At 55.0% G+C, this 16,754-nt stretch carries 20 protein-coding genes; 5 read left to right on the top strand and 15 right to left on the bottom strand.

What is annotated here, in order from left to right; translation table 11 throughout:
* Window positions 1-28: 28 nt before the first annotated feature.
* Complete coding sequence (locus KZO34_RS00660) at window positions 29-412, top strand: FAD-dependent oxidoreductase (protein WP_257900123.1); 384 nt, start codon at window positions 29-31, stop codon at window positions 410-412.
* Here KZO34_RS00660 and KZO34_RS00655 read toward each other — a convergent pair.
* A complete protein-coding gene (locus KZO34_RS00655) occupies window positions 409-1,194 on the bottom strand; it encodes a TetR/AcrR family transcriptional regulator (protein ID WP_257900122.1) in 786 nt (261 codons plus the stop codon). The genes KZO34_RS00660 and KZO34_RS00655 overlap by 4 nt on opposite strands.
* On the opposite strand from KZO34_RS00655, the gene KZO34_RS00650 reads away from it, so the two are divergent.
* Both KZO34_RS00650 and KZO34_RS00645 read left to right on the top strand, forming a co-directional pair.
* Window positions 1,195-1,791, top strand: coding sequence for an RNA polymerase sigma factor (locus KZO34_RS00650; RefSeq protein WP_219472310.1), 597 nt, complete (start codon window positions 1,195-1,197; stop codon window positions 1,789-1,791).
* A 48-nt stretch (window positions 1,792-1,839) separates the two neighbouring features.
* Window positions 1,840-2,310, top strand: coding sequence for a nuclear transport factor 2 family protein (locus KZO34_RS00645; RefSeq protein ID WP_219472309.1), 471 nt, complete (start codon window positions 1,840-1,842; stop codon window positions 2,308-2,310).
* A gap of 141 nt (window positions 2,311-2,451) precedes the next feature.
* Here the strand turns inward: KZO34_RS00645 and ccoG are convergent, their stop codons facing one another.
* Both ccoG and KZO34_RS00635 read right to left on the bottom strand, forming a co-directional pair.
* Window positions 2,452-3,846, bottom strand: coding sequence for a cytochrome c oxidase accessory protein CcoG (ccoG, locus tag KZO34_RS00640; RefSeq protein WP_219472306.1), 1,395 nt, complete (start codon window positions 3,844-3,846; stop codon window positions 2,452-2,454).
* Between the two features lie 113 nt (window positions 3,847-3,959).
* Window positions 3,960-5,360 (bottom strand): aminotransferase-like domain-containing protein, encoded by a 1,401-nt coding sequence (locus tag KZO34_RS00635; RefSeq protein WP_219472303.1) that lies wholly within the window; start codon window positions 5,358-5,360, stop codon window positions 3,960-3,962.
* A gap of 149 nt (window positions 5,361-5,509) precedes the next feature.
* Here KZO34_RS00635 and KZO34_RS00630 point away from each other — a divergent pair, with 149 nt between their 5' ends.
* Window positions 5,510-5,950, top strand: a complete 441-nt coding sequence (locus KZO34_RS00630) for a hypothetical protein (protein ID WP_219472300.1) — start codon at window positions 5,510-5,512, stop codon at window positions 5,948-5,950.
* A gap of 152 nt (window positions 5,951-6,102) precedes the next feature.
* Here the strand turns inward: KZO34_RS00630 and KZO34_RS00625 are convergent, their stop codons facing one another.
* From KZO34_RS00625 to KZO34_RS00600, 6 genes are all read right to left on the bottom strand, one after another.
* Window positions 6,103-6,441 (bottom strand): thioredoxin family protein, encoded by a 339-nt coding sequence (locus KZO34_RS00625; RefSeq protein ID WP_219472297.1) that lies wholly within the window; start codon window positions 6,439-6,441, stop codon window positions 6,103-6,105.
* Between the two features lie 108 nt (window positions 6,442-6,549).
* Entirely contained in the window at window positions 6,550-7,005 is a 456-nt protein-coding gene (locus KZO34_RS00620) for a DoxX family protein (RefSeq protein WP_219472294.1), read from the bottom strand.
* Between the two features lie 12 nt (window positions 7,006-7,017).
* Window positions 7,018-7,767, bottom strand: a complete 750-nt coding sequence (locus KZO34_RS00615) for an HvfC/BufC family peptide modification chaperone (protein ID WP_219472292.1) — start codon at window positions 7,765-7,767, stop codon at window positions 7,018-7,020.
* A complete protein-coding gene (locus KZO34_RS00610; RefSeq protein ID WP_219472279.1) occupies window positions 7,764-8,666 on the bottom strand; it encodes an MbnB/TglH/ChrH family RiPP precursor modification enzyme in 903 nt (300 codons plus the stop codon). The genes KZO34_RS00615 and KZO34_RS00610 overlap by 4 nt, the downstream gene beginning before the upstream one ends.
* A gap of 5 nt (window positions 8,667-8,671) precedes the next feature.
* Window positions 8,672-8,950: a BufA1 family periplasmic bufferin-type metallophore gene (locus KZO34_RS00605; RefSeq protein WP_219472276.1), complete on the bottom strand. Its 279-nt coding sequence runs from the start codon at window positions 8,948-8,950 to the stop codon at window positions 8,672-8,674.
* Between the two features lie 84 nt (window positions 8,951-9,034).
* Entirely contained in the window at window positions 9,035-9,505 is a 471-nt protein-coding gene (locus tag KZO34_RS00600) for a YHS domain-containing (seleno)protein (protein WP_219472274.1), read from the bottom strand.
* A 110-nt stretch (window positions 9,506-9,615) separates the two neighbouring features.
* Here KZO34_RS00600 and KZO34_RS00595 point away from each other — a divergent pair, with 110 nt between their 5' ends.
* On the top strand, window positions 9,616-10,446 hold the full coding sequence (locus KZO34_RS00595; protein ID WP_219472269.1) for an AraC family transcriptional regulator: 831 nt from the start codon (window positions 9,616-9,618) through the stop codon (window positions 10,444-10,446).
* Between the two features lie 8 nt (window positions 10,447-10,454).
* Here the strand turns inward: KZO34_RS00595 and KZO34_RS00590 are convergent, their stop codons facing one another.
* The 6 genes from KZO34_RS00590 to KZO34_RS00570 all read right to left on the bottom strand — a co-directional run bounded on the left by KZO34_RS00590 (window position 10,455) and on the right by KZO34_RS00570 (window position 16,616).
* A complete protein-coding gene (locus tag KZO34_RS00590) occupies window positions 10,455-11,030 on the bottom strand; it encodes a LysR substrate-binding domain-containing protein (RefSeq protein ID WP_308318748.1) in 576 nt (191 codons plus the stop codon).
* Window positions 11,027-11,275 (bottom strand): LysR family transcriptional regulator, encoded by a 249-nt coding sequence (locus KZO34_RS18755; protein WP_308318753.1) that lies wholly within the window; start codon window positions 11,273-11,275, stop codon window positions 11,027-11,029. The genes KZO34_RS00590 and KZO34_RS18755 overlap by 4 nt, the downstream gene beginning before the upstream one ends.
* A 205-nt stretch (window positions 11,276-11,480) precedes the next feature.
* The gene (locus tag KZO34_RS00585; RefSeq protein WP_219472267.1) at window positions 11,481-12,056 is read right to left on the bottom strand and encodes a pyridoxamine 5'-phosphate oxidase family protein; all 576 of its coding nucleotides are present in this window, start codon (window positions 12,054-12,056) and stop codon (window positions 11,481-11,483) included.
* Between the two features lie 233 nt (window positions 12,057-12,289).
* Window positions 12,290-13,669, bottom strand: coding sequence for an L-serine ammonia-lyase (locus KZO34_RS00580; protein WP_219472264.1), 1,380 nt, complete (start codon window positions 13,667-13,669; stop codon window positions 12,290-12,292).
* Window positions 13,670-13,768: 99 nt separating this feature from the next.
* On the bottom strand, window positions 13,769-15,232 hold the full coding sequence (locus tag KZO34_RS00575; RefSeq protein ID WP_219472261.1) for a malate:quinone oxidoreductase: 1,464 nt from the start codon (window positions 15,230-15,232) through the stop codon (window positions 13,769-13,771).
* A gap of 67 nt (window positions 15,233-15,299) precedes the next feature.
* Window positions 15,300-16,616 (bottom strand): DUF2254 domain-containing protein, encoded by a 1,317-nt coding sequence (locus KZO34_RS00570; RefSeq protein WP_257900120.1) that lies wholly within the window; start codon window positions 16,614-16,616, stop codon window positions 15,300-15,302.
* Window positions 16,617-16,754: the final 138 nt, after the last annotated feature.

The following is a 16,754-nucleotide window of genomic DNA, read 5'->3' as shown; positions in this document are numbered from 1 at the left end:
ACCGTCGATCCCGATGGCAAGGCCGTGCTTGATCGGGTCAGACGAGAACGAGACCGGTTTGTGGGTCGGTTACCGGAATGCAGACGGCGTTATTCACACGGTGACCGTTGATTACGTTCTCGCTGCCACCGGCCGCACTCCCAATACCGACAAACTTGGACTTGAGAACAACGGTATGGTGCTGAATTCGCAAGGCGTGCCTGTCTACCACCCGCGCACGATGCAGACGAGCGAACCTCATATTTTTATTGCCGGTGACGCCAACAACGAGCTGCCGCTCCTGCATGAAGCCTCGGATGAAGGGCGCATTGCCGGACACAATGCGGGGCTCTACCCGTCTGTTGAATCGGGTCGCTGCCGGGACTGCTTAAATGCTACGCCCCCCTGGGCCCAGGCCAGCGCGCCGCGCTAAAGCATACTTTCTGCGATGGCTTTGGCCTTGACGGCAGCCTCAAGATCGCCTTCAACATGGGCTTTGACGATAGCGCCCTCTTTCAGAAAAAAGAGGGCGTTCGCCAGATCTTCGGCATCCTTGTCCGAGTCCCTGAGAGCCAGGGCGTGCTGTTTTAGCAGTTCGAAAATGCGCTTTTTGTGGGTCGCACACCGTTTATGGACCGGATGCTCCGGATCACTGTATTCCCCACAGGTGTTGATGAAAAAACAGCCATAGAAACGGTGCAACGTCGGGACTCGATTGTTGATCCAATCATTCACAGCATCGAACATTTCCAGGATCGCCTCGTTTCCGGGAGGCTGGCTATTCATCCTTTGTTCCAACCAGGTAAAGAACAGGTTATCCCGTTTTTCGACGACGGCTTCCACAAGACTGTCTTTGCTCTCAAAATGGTTATACAGCGTCTGTTTTGCGACGCCTGCCTCCTGAAGCACCTGATTAATGCCAATCGCATGAATTCCGTGCTCGTAAAAAAGCCTCAAAGCCGTGTCGACCAAATCCTGCCTTCTACCCATGTGTGCCCCCCCCTTTTTTCCTCTGACTTCATATTGACCAATATAGACCGATCTGTCTATACTCAGAAATAGACCGATCTGTCTATTTGTTGCAATCCAGGAACGAAGTATCAATCCATGTCGGTTTTTGATTGGTGTTCCCGTCGATTTGGTCGGGCGGATTGCTGATGAGTCAATCAACCAAGGACTTGAGGTTTCAAGTCTTGAGGCATGGAAACGAATCATATGGCCACTGTATTGAATAACTTGCCGAAACCAGAAGGTTCCAATCTGGCGGGTGACCTGGTCGAGGCATTGCAATCGGGTGACCCCAGGGCCTTCGATGAGGCCTACCGCAAATACCACCCTGTGATGCTGCGAGTTGCGCAGCGATATACCTCAGCGGCAGTTGCCGAGGATGCTACCCAGGAGGCGTGGCTGGCGGCTCTCGGCGCCATCTCATCGTTCGAAGGGCGATCCTCCCTGAAAACCTGGCTCTGCCGAATCGTCGCCAACAAGGCCTTGAACACCTACCGGGAAAATCGAAGAGAGTTTCCTGCAACACCAAGCCTGGAATTGCTATCGGAAAGCTCGCCTGAATATCGCTCGTTTGGACCGCCGACTCACCTAAGCGAACCGGAAATGGCTGTCCAGAGATCCAGGGTTCGTGACCGGATTCGGCTTGAAATGAAAACCATGAACCGGGATCACGCCAATGCGCTTTTGCTCAAAGGCATGAGCCCTCTGACCGGCTCTCAGGTATCCGATGTGCTAGCGATCTCGCACGGAAACCTTCGGGTCATCCTGCATCGGGCACGAAGCGAATTGGTCGCCCTGCTCTGAATCCGGCGGCCCAACTTATTGCCCATTTCCCCAAACTGGAGAAACCTCATGAGTACCCAACGTCCACCGCTTCCTCCGTTCACCCTCGAAAGCGCGATCGAGAAAGTCCGTCTGGCCGAAGACGGCTGGAACACTCGAGACCCCGCCCGAGTTGCCCTCGCCTATACCGAGAACAGCTCCTGGCGCAATCGAGCTGAGTTTGTTGAAGGGCGGGAACAGGTCGAAGGCTTCCTGTCCCGTAAATGGGATCGTGAACTGGACTATCGCCTAATCAAGGAACTCTGGACCTATACCGACAATCGCATCGCCGTGCGATACGCCTATGAATGGCATGACGACAGCGGGAACTGGTTCCGATCCTACGGCAACGAAAACTGGGAGTTTGATGCAGACGGCCTCATGCAACGACGGTTCGCGTGTATCAACGATTGCCCGATCAAAGAGACTGACCGGCTATTCCACTGGCCACTCGGTCGCAGACCGGATGACCACCCGGGCCTCAGCGAACTTGGTCTTTGAGTCCAGCGGCATTCGTATGGAATTTTTTCGCCAGGGTTATTAACCAACCAGGTCCCTAAACGGCAGGCCATGCTCTGGGATGGCCTGCCCGTCCAACTACCTCTTGCTCACGTCATCCCCCTCGTCACCCGGTACTGATGTTCAGTTGATCTGAGGCCCAATAAACGTGCTGGTCTCCGTGACTAACTCGCCATGCCTATCCTCCGTGCTTACTTCGAAGACAATATCGGTCGTGCCGCTTCCGATATCGGCCGGATGGAAAGCAATGGAGAACGGAATCTCTGTCTTCTCGCCCGGGGCCAGGGTAATGCCGTCCGGTCCTGTGACGGTGGCTCGTTCAACGCCCCCAGCCATAATCGTAAGAAATTGCCCGCGGTTGCTTTTGTTGGTCAGCTTCAGCAGGTAGCTGTTTTCAACCTGCCCTTCCGACGTGAACCGGTACATACCCCGGTCTCTCTCAACATCCAGTGTTACCAGGGGCCGGGACGCCACCCCCCAGGAGAAGAGGCCAACCATCAGGGCCAGGATGCCAAAGTAGCCAAGCAGGCGCGGTCTTAACAGGGTCGATGTGCCTCCATTCAATTGCCTTTCGCTGGCGTAACGAACCAGGCCCCGTTCGTAGCCCATCTTATCCATGATCGAGTCGCATGCATCTATGCAGGCAGCGCAGCCGATGCATTCCATTTGCAGTCCGTCACGAATGTCGATGCCGGTTGGGCACACCTGCACGCACATTTGGCAATCAATACAGTCGCCCAGCCGGTCAGTTCTGGGCTCTGAGTCTTTTCGACGAGATCCCCGGGGTTCACCACGCACGGCGTCGTACGCTATGACCAGAGAATCCGGATCCACCATGGACGACTGAAAGCGGCCATAGGGGCACATGTGAAAACAGACTTTTTCCCTCAGCCATCCGGCGTTCAGGTAGGTAGCCGCAGTAAAAAACAGGATCCAGAACACGGCCCACCCGGATGCCTCCATCGTCAGGATATCGCCGACCAGCCCCCGGATGGGTGTGAAATAACCCACGAACGTGATGGCCGTAACCAGGCTAACCAGTAACCAAAGGCCGTGTTTGTAACTACGACGGGCAACCTTGTTGAAGCTGAGTGGCGCACCGTCGAGTTTGATTCGTTTGGAGCGGTCCCCCTCTGCCAGGCGCTCGGTCCAAAGGAACACCCAGGTCCAGACACTCTGGGGGCAGGCAAAACCACACCAGACCCGGCCGGCCAAAGCGGTGAGAAAAAACAGCCCAAAGGCACAGATCAGCAGAATGGCTGAGAGCAGCACGAGATCTTCCGGCCAGAATGTGGCCGAGAAAATGTGAAACTTTTTCTCCGAGAGATCCCAGAGCACCGCCTGTCTCTCCCCCCAGTTCATCCAGGCCACCCCAAAATACAGCGCAAAGAGAACGGTGCCTCCCACGATCCTTAGTCGACGATAGCGTCCAGTGAAGCTCCGGGGCTGAATTTTGCCTGCCGTCCCGTCACGGGCGGAAGAAGATTCGAGTTGTTTAGCGGGGATGAGTTGAGTCATTAGCTGCGCACCTTGCCAATATTCGGTCGGAGGGATCGCAACAGGTTAATGAGTCGCAGCGGATAGGTGCAGGACCAGTGTTTTTAAAAACAATAGGGACAGATGAGAACGCTTCAGGCAATCAGTTCAGGCAGTCTCTCCAGTGCGGCGGTTCGGTCGGCAGTCCAGGGATGGGCATAGCTGATTCTCAGACAGTTGCCGAAACGCCCGGACACCGAGAACAGGCTACCGGGGGTAATCACGATGCCCTCCGCCAACGTTCTGGAATAAAGCCGCAGCGTGTCAATTTCTTCGGGGAGCTCAACCCAGAGTGTCAGCCCACCGCGGGGCGTTGTCGCTCGCAAGGGAACGGGCCAGTTGCCAAGCAATTCAAGCAACTGATCACGCTGAAGCCGAAGGCTTTGCCGATAGCGGCGAAGAAAAGCGGTGTATCCCCCCTCCGTTATAAACTCCGCCACCCCCTCTTGCAGGAAACGGCTGCTGGCGAGTTGAGACGTCAGTTTCAATTGCCGTATTTTCGAGTGCCACCGGCCGCCTGAAACCCACCCCATACGAAGGTCCCGTGAAAGCACCTTGGAAAACGAGCTGCAGTGGATGACCCGGTCGGACGTATCAATCGCCTTGAGGGTGTCGGGCACGCCGAGCCAGCCAGACTCTGCATAGATGTCATCTTCGATAACAGCGAGTTCGTGGCGGTCGGCGAGCTCTAGCAGGCGCTGACGGGCATCTGGCGGCATGATTGCACCACCGGGCGTCGCAAACGAGGGAGACACCACACAGGCTTTGACGTCCCAGGACTCCAGGGTCTTTTCAAGCGCTGAAATATCCATGCCGGTCTGCGGCGATGCGGGGATCTCGACCACCTTCAATTGCAGTTGCTCAATCAATTGAAGGACACCGTAGAAGCCGGGAGCCTCAACAGCAACCACATCCCCTGACTGGCATGCTGCCATCAAGGCCAGGAACAAGGCTTGCTGGCAACCGGACGTAATGCAGAAATCATCCGCATCCGCATTCCACCCCCTACGGGCGGAGCGGAGTGCGAGTTGGTGTCTCAATTCGCCGTCGCCAGCAGGCTCGTCGTAGTACTGGAAACTCCCCTTCTGGCGCCTCAAAGCTCTACCGATGCATCGATTCAGTTGGGTGATCCCCGGCGGTGGCTCAGCTCCATGAGGATTCGGAAGCAAATCAAAAGCTGCGCTTCGAGTCATGATGTCCTGGAACACCTGGCTTACCGACACAACCTGGGGCGGGTCAATCCTTGAGGCCTGTTTTGGACTTTCGAATTGGCGCCGTGACGGAGTTATGAAGAAGCCACTTCTTTCCCGGGCTTCAACAAGCCCCTGAGCTTCAAGCCGCTGCAGTGCATGCTGTACCGTTATCTTGGAGAGGCCATAACGCTGGCATAGCACTCTTATCGATGGCAGGCGTTCGCCGCTGTGCCATCGACCACTCTGGATACTCTGTTTCAGAGCCTCCTCAAGAACCTGGTACCTGGGTGTCTCCATGGTCATTAACGAATCCATCTCTCCTTATCTGCGCATTCCTGACCCTGCCGGAGCTGCACCCGGGCTGCAAGAATCATTCGCACAATAAAAAAAATTTCCAGCCAAATCGCGATGACTACAGAACCATAACCTCCTCCTTTTAGGAGGAACCTTTCATGACCGTTGATACCAGCACATCCAGTAACCATCCACCCACAAGGTCCGAGCCATCCGCTGATCGCCCCACGGGCAAAGACAAATGGCATAAGCCGAAAATCTCTCTCCCTGAAACCAGTTACGAAAAACAGCGCGTATTCAAGACCTACCCATACGTGACCATGCCATTGAATGGGTACTTTAAGTTCCTGGCCTCCCATGAATTCGCGATGCTGAAGCGCGCGGAATCCTTCCCGTTTACGCCTTCCTCGGTAGAGCTCCCCTCAGACCGAAGAACAATCTCATACCAGCACCTGCAAGGGAAAACGATTAAGCAATTAAATGCCGAAGGAGAGATACCCGAAGGCTTTTCAACCATCTCTACCTCTGCACAAAAGAGCTACACCGTTATCAACTGGTCCATATGGATCTGGGCAACAGCGGCAACATTATTGCCCTGAAATCCGGCCGCCCCGCCATCATTGATTTCGGTTCGGCAGTCTACCTTAAACACGTTCCAGCCTTTCTTCGCACCTGGATGAAACAAAAAGACATTCTCGGCGTGCTGAAGCATTGCCCGGCTAAACTGAGTTAACTCAAACGTTGCCCGATGTCAGGCTGAGGTCGACACCGACTGCTTCAATGCGTTGACCCAGTCTCCCAGATCGTTCAATGACTTTGATCCGGCATCCTGGCCTATCAACTGATCTCTTCTGAGAAGTACCAGGGTCGGTATTGCCCTGAGGCCGAACTTAACCGCCAGGTCATGCTTCGCATCCACGTTGATCTTAACGACCAGAGTCTCCGGGTTTAGCTCACTAAACTGTTCAAACACCGGGTTCATTGCCTTACAGGGCGCACACCAGGTCGCCCAGAAATCCAGCAATAACCACTCGTACTTGTGTGCCAGATCGCCCAGCTCATCAAAGGAATTCAGATTTACAATTGCCACAAGCAATAACCTCCGGATAACTGCTTCAAGGAATAAAAAGAGCGCATTCGGCGAACACTATCGATGCGAGGTTAATGCCGAATGCGCCAAGGGGTGAGTGATGGGAAATCAACCTCTCTTCAGTCGCGAGGTGATCGCTTTGTCCAGTGACCATAAACCAGGACCACACATTGCGAGGGCCAAAAGAATGAGCCCCCAGACAACGTGATAAAGCTCGGCAGCCGGCGCAATCATTTCAAGGCTGATGACCGCCACAATATTGATGACAAAGAGACCCGCGGCGGACAGCAACGAAAACAATCCGAGAACCAGCAGAACAGGAAACACCAGCTCTCCGAATGTCGCCAGAAATGCCGCGACTTCAGGACTGAACAATGGAACGCTGTATTCCTCCTCAAATAGGAACAGAGTGGTCCCCCAGTCATCGATTTTTGTCAGGCCTGCCTTAAAGAAAACCCAGGCGACGTAGACGCGACCAACCAGCAAGGATATCGGCAATAGACTTCCTATCAGGCGCTGAACCGATTCGTTAACCCCATAGAAACTGTAAGCTAAGGATTTCATGTCCATCTCCAACTAATGAATTCGCTTGGCACTCACGATTACTCTTTTCGCAATCATGTCCTGCAGCCAACCAGATAAGTTCTTTTCAAGAAGAAGGTCTTCGCCCAGGGCCTGAGCAATACTTCTTTGCTCCTTCAGGTGCTCAAGTACCAGAAAATCCCTTTCCGGAACGGCCTGCACCATTCCCCGCCCGCCTGACCGGAAAACCAGCGCATTCTGGCCCTGGCCCTTGGCAATCATCCTTCTGGCCTGAGCAAAACTGAGGGTCTCCCGCGGGTTTGGACTCTTGTGTGCTTCCCAGATACTGACAACCGGATGAGTCGACCTGAAAAACTGCACCGCACCGTTGAGGATCAGGGTGCAGCGGGCCAGCCCCTCTTCGATCACTGAAAAGCCCTCGACATCCAGCTCGTCGTAGTGGATTCGCTCCACCTGGCTCACGTGGCTATCCAGCCTTGAGACATCCGGGATATAAGGCACCTGATCCGAAACCCGGTGCGAGGCTATCCAGCCAGGAAAGCCCCAACCGAAATCCGCCCAGTCACCGCTCTGCTTTTTCATCATCCTGAAATAGTCGGTCGCCAGCCCCTGAAACACAGACGGTCCCACCAGCGCCTTAACCGTTGGGTATTGATACCCCAGGGCACGAACCGCCTTCGCTTCTATCCCGAACCGGTAAACATCCGCATTTGCCAATACTGGCGCCCCACTATCGCCAAACACGTACCCCAGGAACTGACGTTGGTACTCAGACAGGTTCATTTTTTCGCTCTCCACCCGGCTAGCCTGCGCTGCGCCTTTTTCGCCCTGGTTGCCTCACCGAGAAGCGTTCCCCACGATGGAAGGTTCGAATCCCATTCGATCAGTGTGGGTCGGGGCCCAAGCTGATTAAGCGTCTTCTGATAGGCTCCCCATCCAGCCTCCGAGACCGGGCAGGCATGATCGTCAATCAGGAGTTCCGATGCTGCGACGGGCGTTGACCCTGCAAGGTGAATTTCCATGATGGCATCGCTAGCCACGGCCTCTATATAGCGATCAACGTAATCCTCCGGCGTTGGCACCCGGGCATTTCGGGCGTTCACCATGAGGTTGTTGATATCGAGGATCAGCCCACAGCCAGTGCGCACCACAATCTCGTTCAGGAAGTCAGCTTCGTCGAACTCACTGTGTTCGAAATCGATGTAGGCACAGACATTCTCAACAGCAATCCGGCGCCCCAGGTAGGATTGAACGCGGTCAATATTGATCACCGCGTGATGCAGACTTTCCTTTGTATAGGGGATGGGCAGAAGGTCACCACCATGGAATAGCCGCCCCCCGATCCTGGCCCAGGTGAAACACAGGTGATCCGACACCAGTACTGGATTCACGCGCTCGACCAGCCGCTTGAGCTTCTTCAGGTAATCGTCAGGAACAGCCTCAACAGACCCCAAACCTGCTGAAGTGCCATGCAGGCTTATCGGTGTGTTATCCGAAATGTCCTGCAGCAGCTCGACGGCAACTCCCGCCTCTGCGAAGAAATTCTCCGAGTGCACCTCGAGGAAATCTGCCGCAACGGCGTTTTCCAGAGCGTCCTGGTAGTGGTCAGGCCGCAACCCAACCCCAACAGCGGAACGCTTCAGAGACGACGGCGACGAGACTGTGTCCTGACGATTGCTCATGACACCTAACCTTTCCCGGCAATAATTTTCATGGCGGTTTCTTTGTCGAACCCACCCAGGTCCTCACAGGTGCCTTTTTCGACAACCTTGTACTCGCCCGGATCGTTAGCGACCTTCGCTTGTCCGGCGCAGGAATGGGTACCGGCCAGGTTTGCACAGTCATTTCCACCGACTGCCGAAATGCCGTAACACTTTTCCTTGCCACCGGCGTGGGCCATGGGTGCCGCGACGGCTCCGGCCAGCGCTGCGGCAAAGGCCGCGCTGATAAGAAGTTTCTGGTTCATCTCGATCACCTTTCAGTTTTCAGTTCCGGGTCCTTGCCTTGAACAGAAGAGGACCCGGAAAACAGTCAGATCACTGCCACAGCATTAAAGCTCTGAAGCTTCGACAGTCTTGATGTCCGGCCAGATGTCATTTGCATCTGCAATGAAGCCCGGCACATCGGTAAGCCAACGCTTCTGGACGTCTTTATTCAGGTTGAGGTAAAGCTTGTTATCGACGATTCTCCAGGCCTCTGGATCCACATCGAATTTCTTCTCCATGGTGACGCCAAAAGCACAGTAACCGCCGTACTGGGGTGCGTAAGCACTGGGATCCGCGCGGAACCGATCACGGTTCTCAGCGCTTGCGAAGTGATAGATCGCGTTCTTGTAGGTGGCGGTGAATTCGTCAGAGCCCTGGGTGGCCTCTGAATCGGAAAAGTACGCAACCGGGTCATAGCCACTGATGGCTACGTCGTTGGCATTGGCGTTCATATCGATATCCGCCGCGAAAGCACCAACCGCTGCGCTCATAGAGGCAACCGCAACCAAAGCACGAAGTTTCTTGAAACGAGTCATTTTGAATCTCCTTTGAGTGAATGATGACTACGTTTGAAACATTAAGGCCTCGCGGGGTACTGAATGCGTACGATCGTTCAGACTTTTATGCCAATTATCTGGGGGTGGATATGGACAGGCTTTCTTACATACTCGAGCAGTTGAATGTTAATGCCGGGGTGTTTTTCAGCGGACAGCTCTGCGGACTTGCCTCTTTCGAGGAGGAAGGAACGGGATACATCCATGTCCTTCGCGCGGGGTCACTCGATATTATCGAGGCCAACGGAGAGAAGGTTATGCTTCAGGAGCCTACGCTGGTCTTTTCAGTGCGTTCTCAGCCACATCAGCTGTTCGGAGGTCATAGGGAGGGTGCGGAACTGGTCTGCGCATCCGTCAAGTTTCAGACAGGCTCCCGGAATCCGGTTCTCGAGGCGCTCCCGTCCGTTGTCATTCTTCCGCTGTCTTCCGTTCAGGGCCTGGAGTCTTTCGTGAACGTTCTTTTTTCGGAAGCGGAAGCCGGACGGGAGGGCAAAGACGCGGTGATGAACCGCCTGGTGGAAGTCATCTTCGTCAACGTTCTCAGGCATATCGTCTCGGAAGGAGCCACACCGAAAGGCATGCTCTCGGCACTGGCTGACAGGCAGTTGAGCAAGGTTCTCCACTACATCAATAGCAATCTCAATGGCGATGTGTCCGTCGAGAGACTTGCGGATGTGGCAGCTATGTCCCGGTCAACGTTCATTCAGCACTTCAAGAGCCTGCTTGCACTGGCGCCGGGTGAGTATGTCCAGAACACCCGCATAGCGACTGCCAAAAAGCTGATGCTGAAAGACAAGCCCATGTCGATCATAGGTTTTGAGGTCGGATACGAAGACGCCTCCGGTTTCTCCAGAGCCTTCAAGAAAAACACGGGAATGACACCAAGGGATTGGAAGAAATTGAATATGACGGCCATTGCGTAACAAGGCCATCAAATTTGCAAAGAAGACACAAAGTTTGAACGCTGCTTCTCAAACTCCGCACAGTCAATCCCGCGTGAGGCCATGGCCCGCGTCCAACAATCCTGGCCGATCTGTTTCACTTTATCTCGCAGCCAGATAACGCCGGGATCCCGATCATGACGGGCATGCCAGGCCAGGTAAAGACTGGTCGGATCCACGTCGATGGGCAAGTCCCTGGTCACAAGGCCGGAGCAAAAGTCGCAATCACCGGTAATGACCTCGGGAATGGCCGCCACCAGATCGGACTTTCGCAGCAAATCCGGTACCGCAGAAAAGTGGTTTACTGTCGCTACGACCCTGCGCTCCAGCCCTTGCTTGCTGAGTGCACTGTCCACCACACCATGGGCGTCTCCGGACATGGTCGCCAGGAGGTGGCGCGCGGCCAAAAATTCGTCGAGATCAATGTCCGTCAGACCCAACGGGTGGTCCTCTCTCATTGCCAGGACATACCCGGTATCGAACAACCAAACGCTCCGAAGACTGTGGTCGGGCTCCGCCAGCACCCCAATCACCAGATCAACATTTGCCTCACGAAGGTGCTTCACTGCCGTATCCGGCGAGATTCACGCGGATCGAATCGCGAGGAATTGACAGCGCTGGACAGCTCAAAGAGAGGAGACCGAACCTGGTCCCAAAGACTCAGAGCATAGGAGGTGGGTTCAACCTGTCGCCCCCTCTTCACGAACACCGGGTCCTTCCAGACCGTACGCATACGAGAAACAACATTCGAGACCGCTGGTTGTGTCATTCCAAGACGGTCCGCCGCCCGAGTAATGGACCCTTCGGTCATGATGGCATTGAACACGTGCAACAGATTGAGCTCTTGGTTCTTCATCATTCTTCACTTTGCAGGTGAGAGTTGGAGACGTTCGATACATTCCCAAAGACTCCCTTGAAGAAGATCTGTTACCAAAAAAAATGAATTAATTCCGACGGCACAGTGCCAAGCTTCGGTCCAGCCTTGAGCGCGCCAAGGCAAGCGCCAGCCCTCCCCTTCAGTCATGCTCCTCATGACCCATCGACTCAAGCAGCTCTTCCACCTCAGACTGGCTGTACCGGGGAGTGATGTGCTGCGGGCAATTCCAGTCAAACGCCTCGACATGGATAATCATTCCCCGCTCCACCCGGGCCTTGTAGCCATCATCGTGCAGACGTGCCAACGTTGAGGCATCGGAGCTATCGACCAAACGCAGACGGCCAAGCAGTTTCAGCCGCCTCCGGTTGGGGTAATCCATAAAGAACAAAGCCACCCGATCATTGCTCTGCACATTGCCGGTGGTTACGTATTGGCGGTTGCCGGAATAATCGGCAAAGCCCAGCGTTGATTCATCGAGAACCTTCATAAAGCCCTTGGGACCGCCCCGATGCTGAATATATGGCCAGCCGGTTTCACTGACACTGGCGATATAAAAACTGTCCCTGGCGGCAATAAACGCCGCTTCCCGGTCCCTGAGGAGATGATTACAGTCAGGTCTCGAATCCAGAGCCGAGTATCCGGAACGACTCCCCATTAATTCCTGGATCCGCCTTACTGTCCTGGTGAACGCGATTTCCGCAAATTTGTGTGCCATGGCAGCCTCCTTTGGCTTCAAACCATCAAAAGAAACCGGGAAGCCAACGGAAGTGACTGCACCCGATTCCCCGTCATCGAGACTTATGAGAAAGCTCGGCAAGGGTTCAGGCTTTCCCTGAATAGCTTCCAGTAGCTCGGCTGGCACGAATGTTACAAATTACGCACAGGTTTCTCGGCTGATGGTCCAAATGCCCGCCTCTGCGATGTCTTAGGCAGTCCCCGTCGGACTGATCAGCATTCGATAGCATTAACGGCGAGACCGCCCCGGGAGGTCTCCTTGTACTTTTCCTGCATATCTTTCCCTGTCTCCCGCATGGTGCTGATGACCTTATCCAGAGAGATAAAGTGTTTGCCGCTGCCCCGCAGCGCCATTTGCGCGGCGTTGATCGCTTTCACCGCAGCAATTGCGTTTCTTTCAATGCATGGCACCTGAACCAGCCCTCCGACCGGATCACAGGTCAGCCCCAGGTTGTGCTCCAACCCAATTTCCGCGGCGTTCTCTACCTGTTCCGGCGATCCACCCAGCACCTCGCACAATCCAGCCGCGGCCATCGCGCAGGCGGATCCCACCTCACCCTGGCAACCCACTTCAGCGCCGGATATCGAAGCGTTTTCCTTGCACAGTGCGCCAATCGCTGCCGCTGCCAACAGAAATTCGGTGACATGATTTGCCGACGCCTGCGGCTCAAACTCCATGTAGTACATGAGAACGGCCGGAATAATGCCCGCGGCGCCATTGGTGGGTGCCGTCACCATACGTCCACCGCAGGCGTTTTCCTCATTGACGGCCAATGCGTACAGGTTCACCCAGTCCATCGCGCCCAATGTTGAGCTGATGACATTGGGCTGAGCACACCGAAGCAAGGCCTGATGCAGTCCCTTGGCACGTCGTTCGACCGCCAATCCTCCGGGGAGCGGACCTTCCTTGCGCAGGCCGGAGGCAATGCAGTCTTGCATCGCGGCCCAGATCGCCATCAGCTCGTGCCGGATCTCGGGCTCAGAACGCCAGACTTTCTCGTTCTCCATAACCAGCTGGCTGATCCGGAGCCCACTCGTTTTGCAGAGTTGAAGCAATTGCGATGACCGACTGAAGCCGTACGGGACTGATGCCTGAGGCACCAGTTTCGCGCCCTCCACGGCCTCACTTTCCTCGATCACAAAGCCACCGCCTACGGAATAGAAGGTGTTGTCGTAAAGCAGTCGGTTATTCTGATCCAGGGCCTCGAGTCGAAGAGCGTTGGGGTGATATGGGAGTGTCTCGTTGAGGAAGCAGAGGTCCCGGTCCCAATCGAAAGCCACAGGATATTGCCCAGGCAGCTCCAGGATCCCGGTCTGTTTGAGACGTTCGATGGTGGGCGTTATGGCTTCGGGATCAACACAGTCCGGACGATTGCCCATCAGGCCTGCTACCACTGCATGGTCGGTGCCATGCCCGATCCCGGTCGCGCTTAGCGAGCCAAATAGCTCGATCCGAATACGGCGGACTTGGGCAATCACACCGGCAGTTTCAAGCTGCCGCGCAAACGTTGCAGCGGCCACCATGGGGCCCACGGTGTGGGAGCTGGACGGGCCAATCCCTATTTTGAACAGGTCGAACACAGATACAGACATAGGACCACCCAACGGGCTTATCGGTCACGGAGGCCAGATCAATCCTGGCCCCTTCCTTCAGTGTAGACCCGACCCTTCAGCTCATTCCAGACGTCGCCCTCACTCTGCCCCGGACTGGGTTATGCCCAGCCGCTTGTTGACCGCATCGCGAATCTCCCGGTAGCGCTCGGGATTTTTCGCCAGGGTCTCAAGATTATCCTCAGGAAAGATCTCTCGCTTCTTTGTTTCGGCTTCTTCACCGGAGAAGATTGCTGGCAACAACTGCTCCAGACAACGCAACATGACTTCGGGCGACACCGACGCGCCCGGGGAAGCTCCCAGGAGCGTGCCGTAGGTTTTGTCAGACGACACAAGGATCTCGGTGCCCATCTGCAAGTCCCCATCTTTGATAATCTGCACGCGCTGACCGGCTTCAACCGCCTTCCAGTTGAATTTTTTGCTCATGCCAGGGGCGAAGCTATCCAGTTCCTCGAACATGCTTTTTTCGCCCTTGAAGGTCTCCGACACCAGATATTTAACCAGCGGAAAATGCTCCATCGCGACGTTCAGCAAGCCGGGGATATCGTGCAATCGCATTGAACGCAGGTAATCCAGGAATCCACGCCCCCGTTCAAGAACCGGCTTGAATGAGGCAAAAGGGCCGAAAAGTAGGTAGTGCTGGCCATCGGCTACCCGCAAATCAAGGTGCGGCACGGACATCGGAGGTGCACCGACCTTCGCTTTGCCATAGGTCTTGGCGCGATAGTGATCGGCCTGCTCGGCGCTGATCGGGGCCTGCAGGAAACGCCCGCCTACCGGAAAGCCGGTAAACCGCTTCGCAAAAGGCAGGTGGCTCTTTTTCAGAATCGGGAACGCACCACCACCCGCGCCTACAAACAACACATCGGCCTTGTATTGAGTGGCAACGCCCCCGCTTTCGGTTTCGACCAACCAGCTCCCGGCTGGACTGCGGTGCACACGTTTAACATGGGTACCATATTGGATCTTTACGCCGAGATCGTTCACGGCGTACTCCGCCATCTGCTCCGTCAGAGCACCAAAATTGACGTCCGTGCCCGTCTCAATAGCGGTCGCCGCCATTTTTTCGTGACGGGGCCGCTCCTCCATGGTGTAGGGAATCCAGCTTTTAATTTCGTCGAAATCTTCGGAGTAACGCATCTGCTCAAAGAAATGGTGAGCCGACATTTCCTTGAAGCGTAACCTCAGCTCCTCAATCGCAGACTCGGCAACAATGGTGCAGTGTTTGGTCTGATTGATGAACGACTTTGGATCCTTGATGGCCCCCTTCTCGACCAGATGAGCCCAGAATTGCTTTGCAACGTTGAACTGGGCATGAATCTTCAGGGCTTTTTCAACCGAGATGACCTCTTCATCCACCGGGGTGTAGTTAAGCTCGCAGTTTGCTTCATGCCCGGTGCCGGCATTATTAAATACCCAGGAGTTCCCCGCTCCGGGACCATCGAGTCTCTCAAGAATGGTGATCTCTAATTCCGGTGCAATCTCTTTGGCCAAAGTGGCGAACGTGGTTCCCATGATGCCCGCGCCAATGATGATCACTCTCATAAATGTTTCTCGCCAGTCTGGATGTTTGAATGTGCGGTAAGACCTTATTTTCTATACCTGAATTCGTCTAGCCCTTGCCTTCTCCCAGCACGAACTCCTGCAAGCGTTCAACGTCACTTGCCAGAGGTAGTGCCTGCTTGGCGTGCCGAAACGCCAGGCCAGACTGATCGCGTGCGGCTTTGCGCATAGGCGCGTCTCCAAGCTCAGCCAATCCCGCAAGCGCTTTTTGTAGCCGGATCATTACTTCGATCGACTTGGCACCATCACGGGCGATGGCACTGAACGCATCCTCGAACATGTCGTCAAGCGACAGTTCGGGGATCAGGACCCGGTCATACTCCACTGCCCGTGAGTCATCAGGCACTGCGTTACGAACCCAGGTAACAAAAAGCCGAACCAGGGAGTCTATGACGCCGATGGCCGTCCCCGGGTCGTTCACGGCTGGAGAAAGAGCCCGACTTGCGATCTCGGACATAACAATCAGGCCAAACCGGGGGTCTTCGTCGAACGTCCTGAAATCGCCTAGCACAAACGCCTCGCCGATTTTTTTCGTCAGACCCTCGCCTGTCTTACGGACACCATCGTCACTCTGTTCACCATCAGGCCTCAAGTATGCGACAGGCTGATCGGGCATCTTGAAACACCCCGGTAGTATAGCAACTTCGATTTGAAGGCGGCCTTTCTTCGCAATGGCTTGCAAGGCCGCAACATCGATGTGTTGTACGTAACCGATCGAGTCCACCGTCACCGCTACACCTTCGGTCGAGCCAAAGGCCTTGCGGGCGCCCAGTGTCGGATGCCGACCACGCTGACGAAGGGTGCTTTCTGCAGCGGCCTCGACTTTTGAAACGGTATTCCCAAGTCGACCAAGGCGCGCAATTGCATCGACCCATTTCAGGAAATTCAGAATAACCAGGGCGAACACGATGAGCGTGATGATCAGCAGTGAAAAAATACCGCCCTTCTCGTAGTACCCATTAGTGACGGCAACCAGACCAACAATGCTGAAGATGAATGCCCCCACAAATGTTGATAAGGCATTCTGGGAGCGGTCATCCGACACAACCACGGTAAACGTTCGGGGCGTCGCACTTCTGGCCGCGGATTCGTAGGCGGCCAGCATGGAACCGACGGCGAACACGGCGATCACAAGCATACTCGACGACATCACGGTCAGGAGTTTTTCAACCGAATCGGATGAAATGTCGGGGAGAAAGCCCAAAAACTCCACAACATCCGCCGTCTTTGCCAGTAAAGCAACCGCGATCGACACCAGACAAAAAAGAACCGGCTTGACCCAGAGACGCTCTCCCAACCGATTCATAAGGAATTTCAGCTTGTCGTTCATACACCACTCGATGTGCGTGTCGGTTTCGGCCGCCATAATCGCGCCGGCGTTTACTACAGTGTAGGTTTGATTTGCGCTCTAACAGACGCGGCACTAAACATTAAAATCCCGGCCATGGGTCTATTTTCGTCGTGCAGTTTACGTTAAGGTAAAGCCCGACCTGCAATGAATCAC

The organism is Marinobacter sp. F4206, from assembly GCF_019392195.1.
In the GTDB taxonomy this organism is placed as follows: domain Bacteria; phylum Pseudomonadota; class Gammaproteobacteria; order Pseudomonadales; family Oleiphilaceae; genus Marinobacter.
Note: the sequence above shows the minus strand (reverse complement) of the source record. Positions and strands in the feature narration are given on the sequence as shown.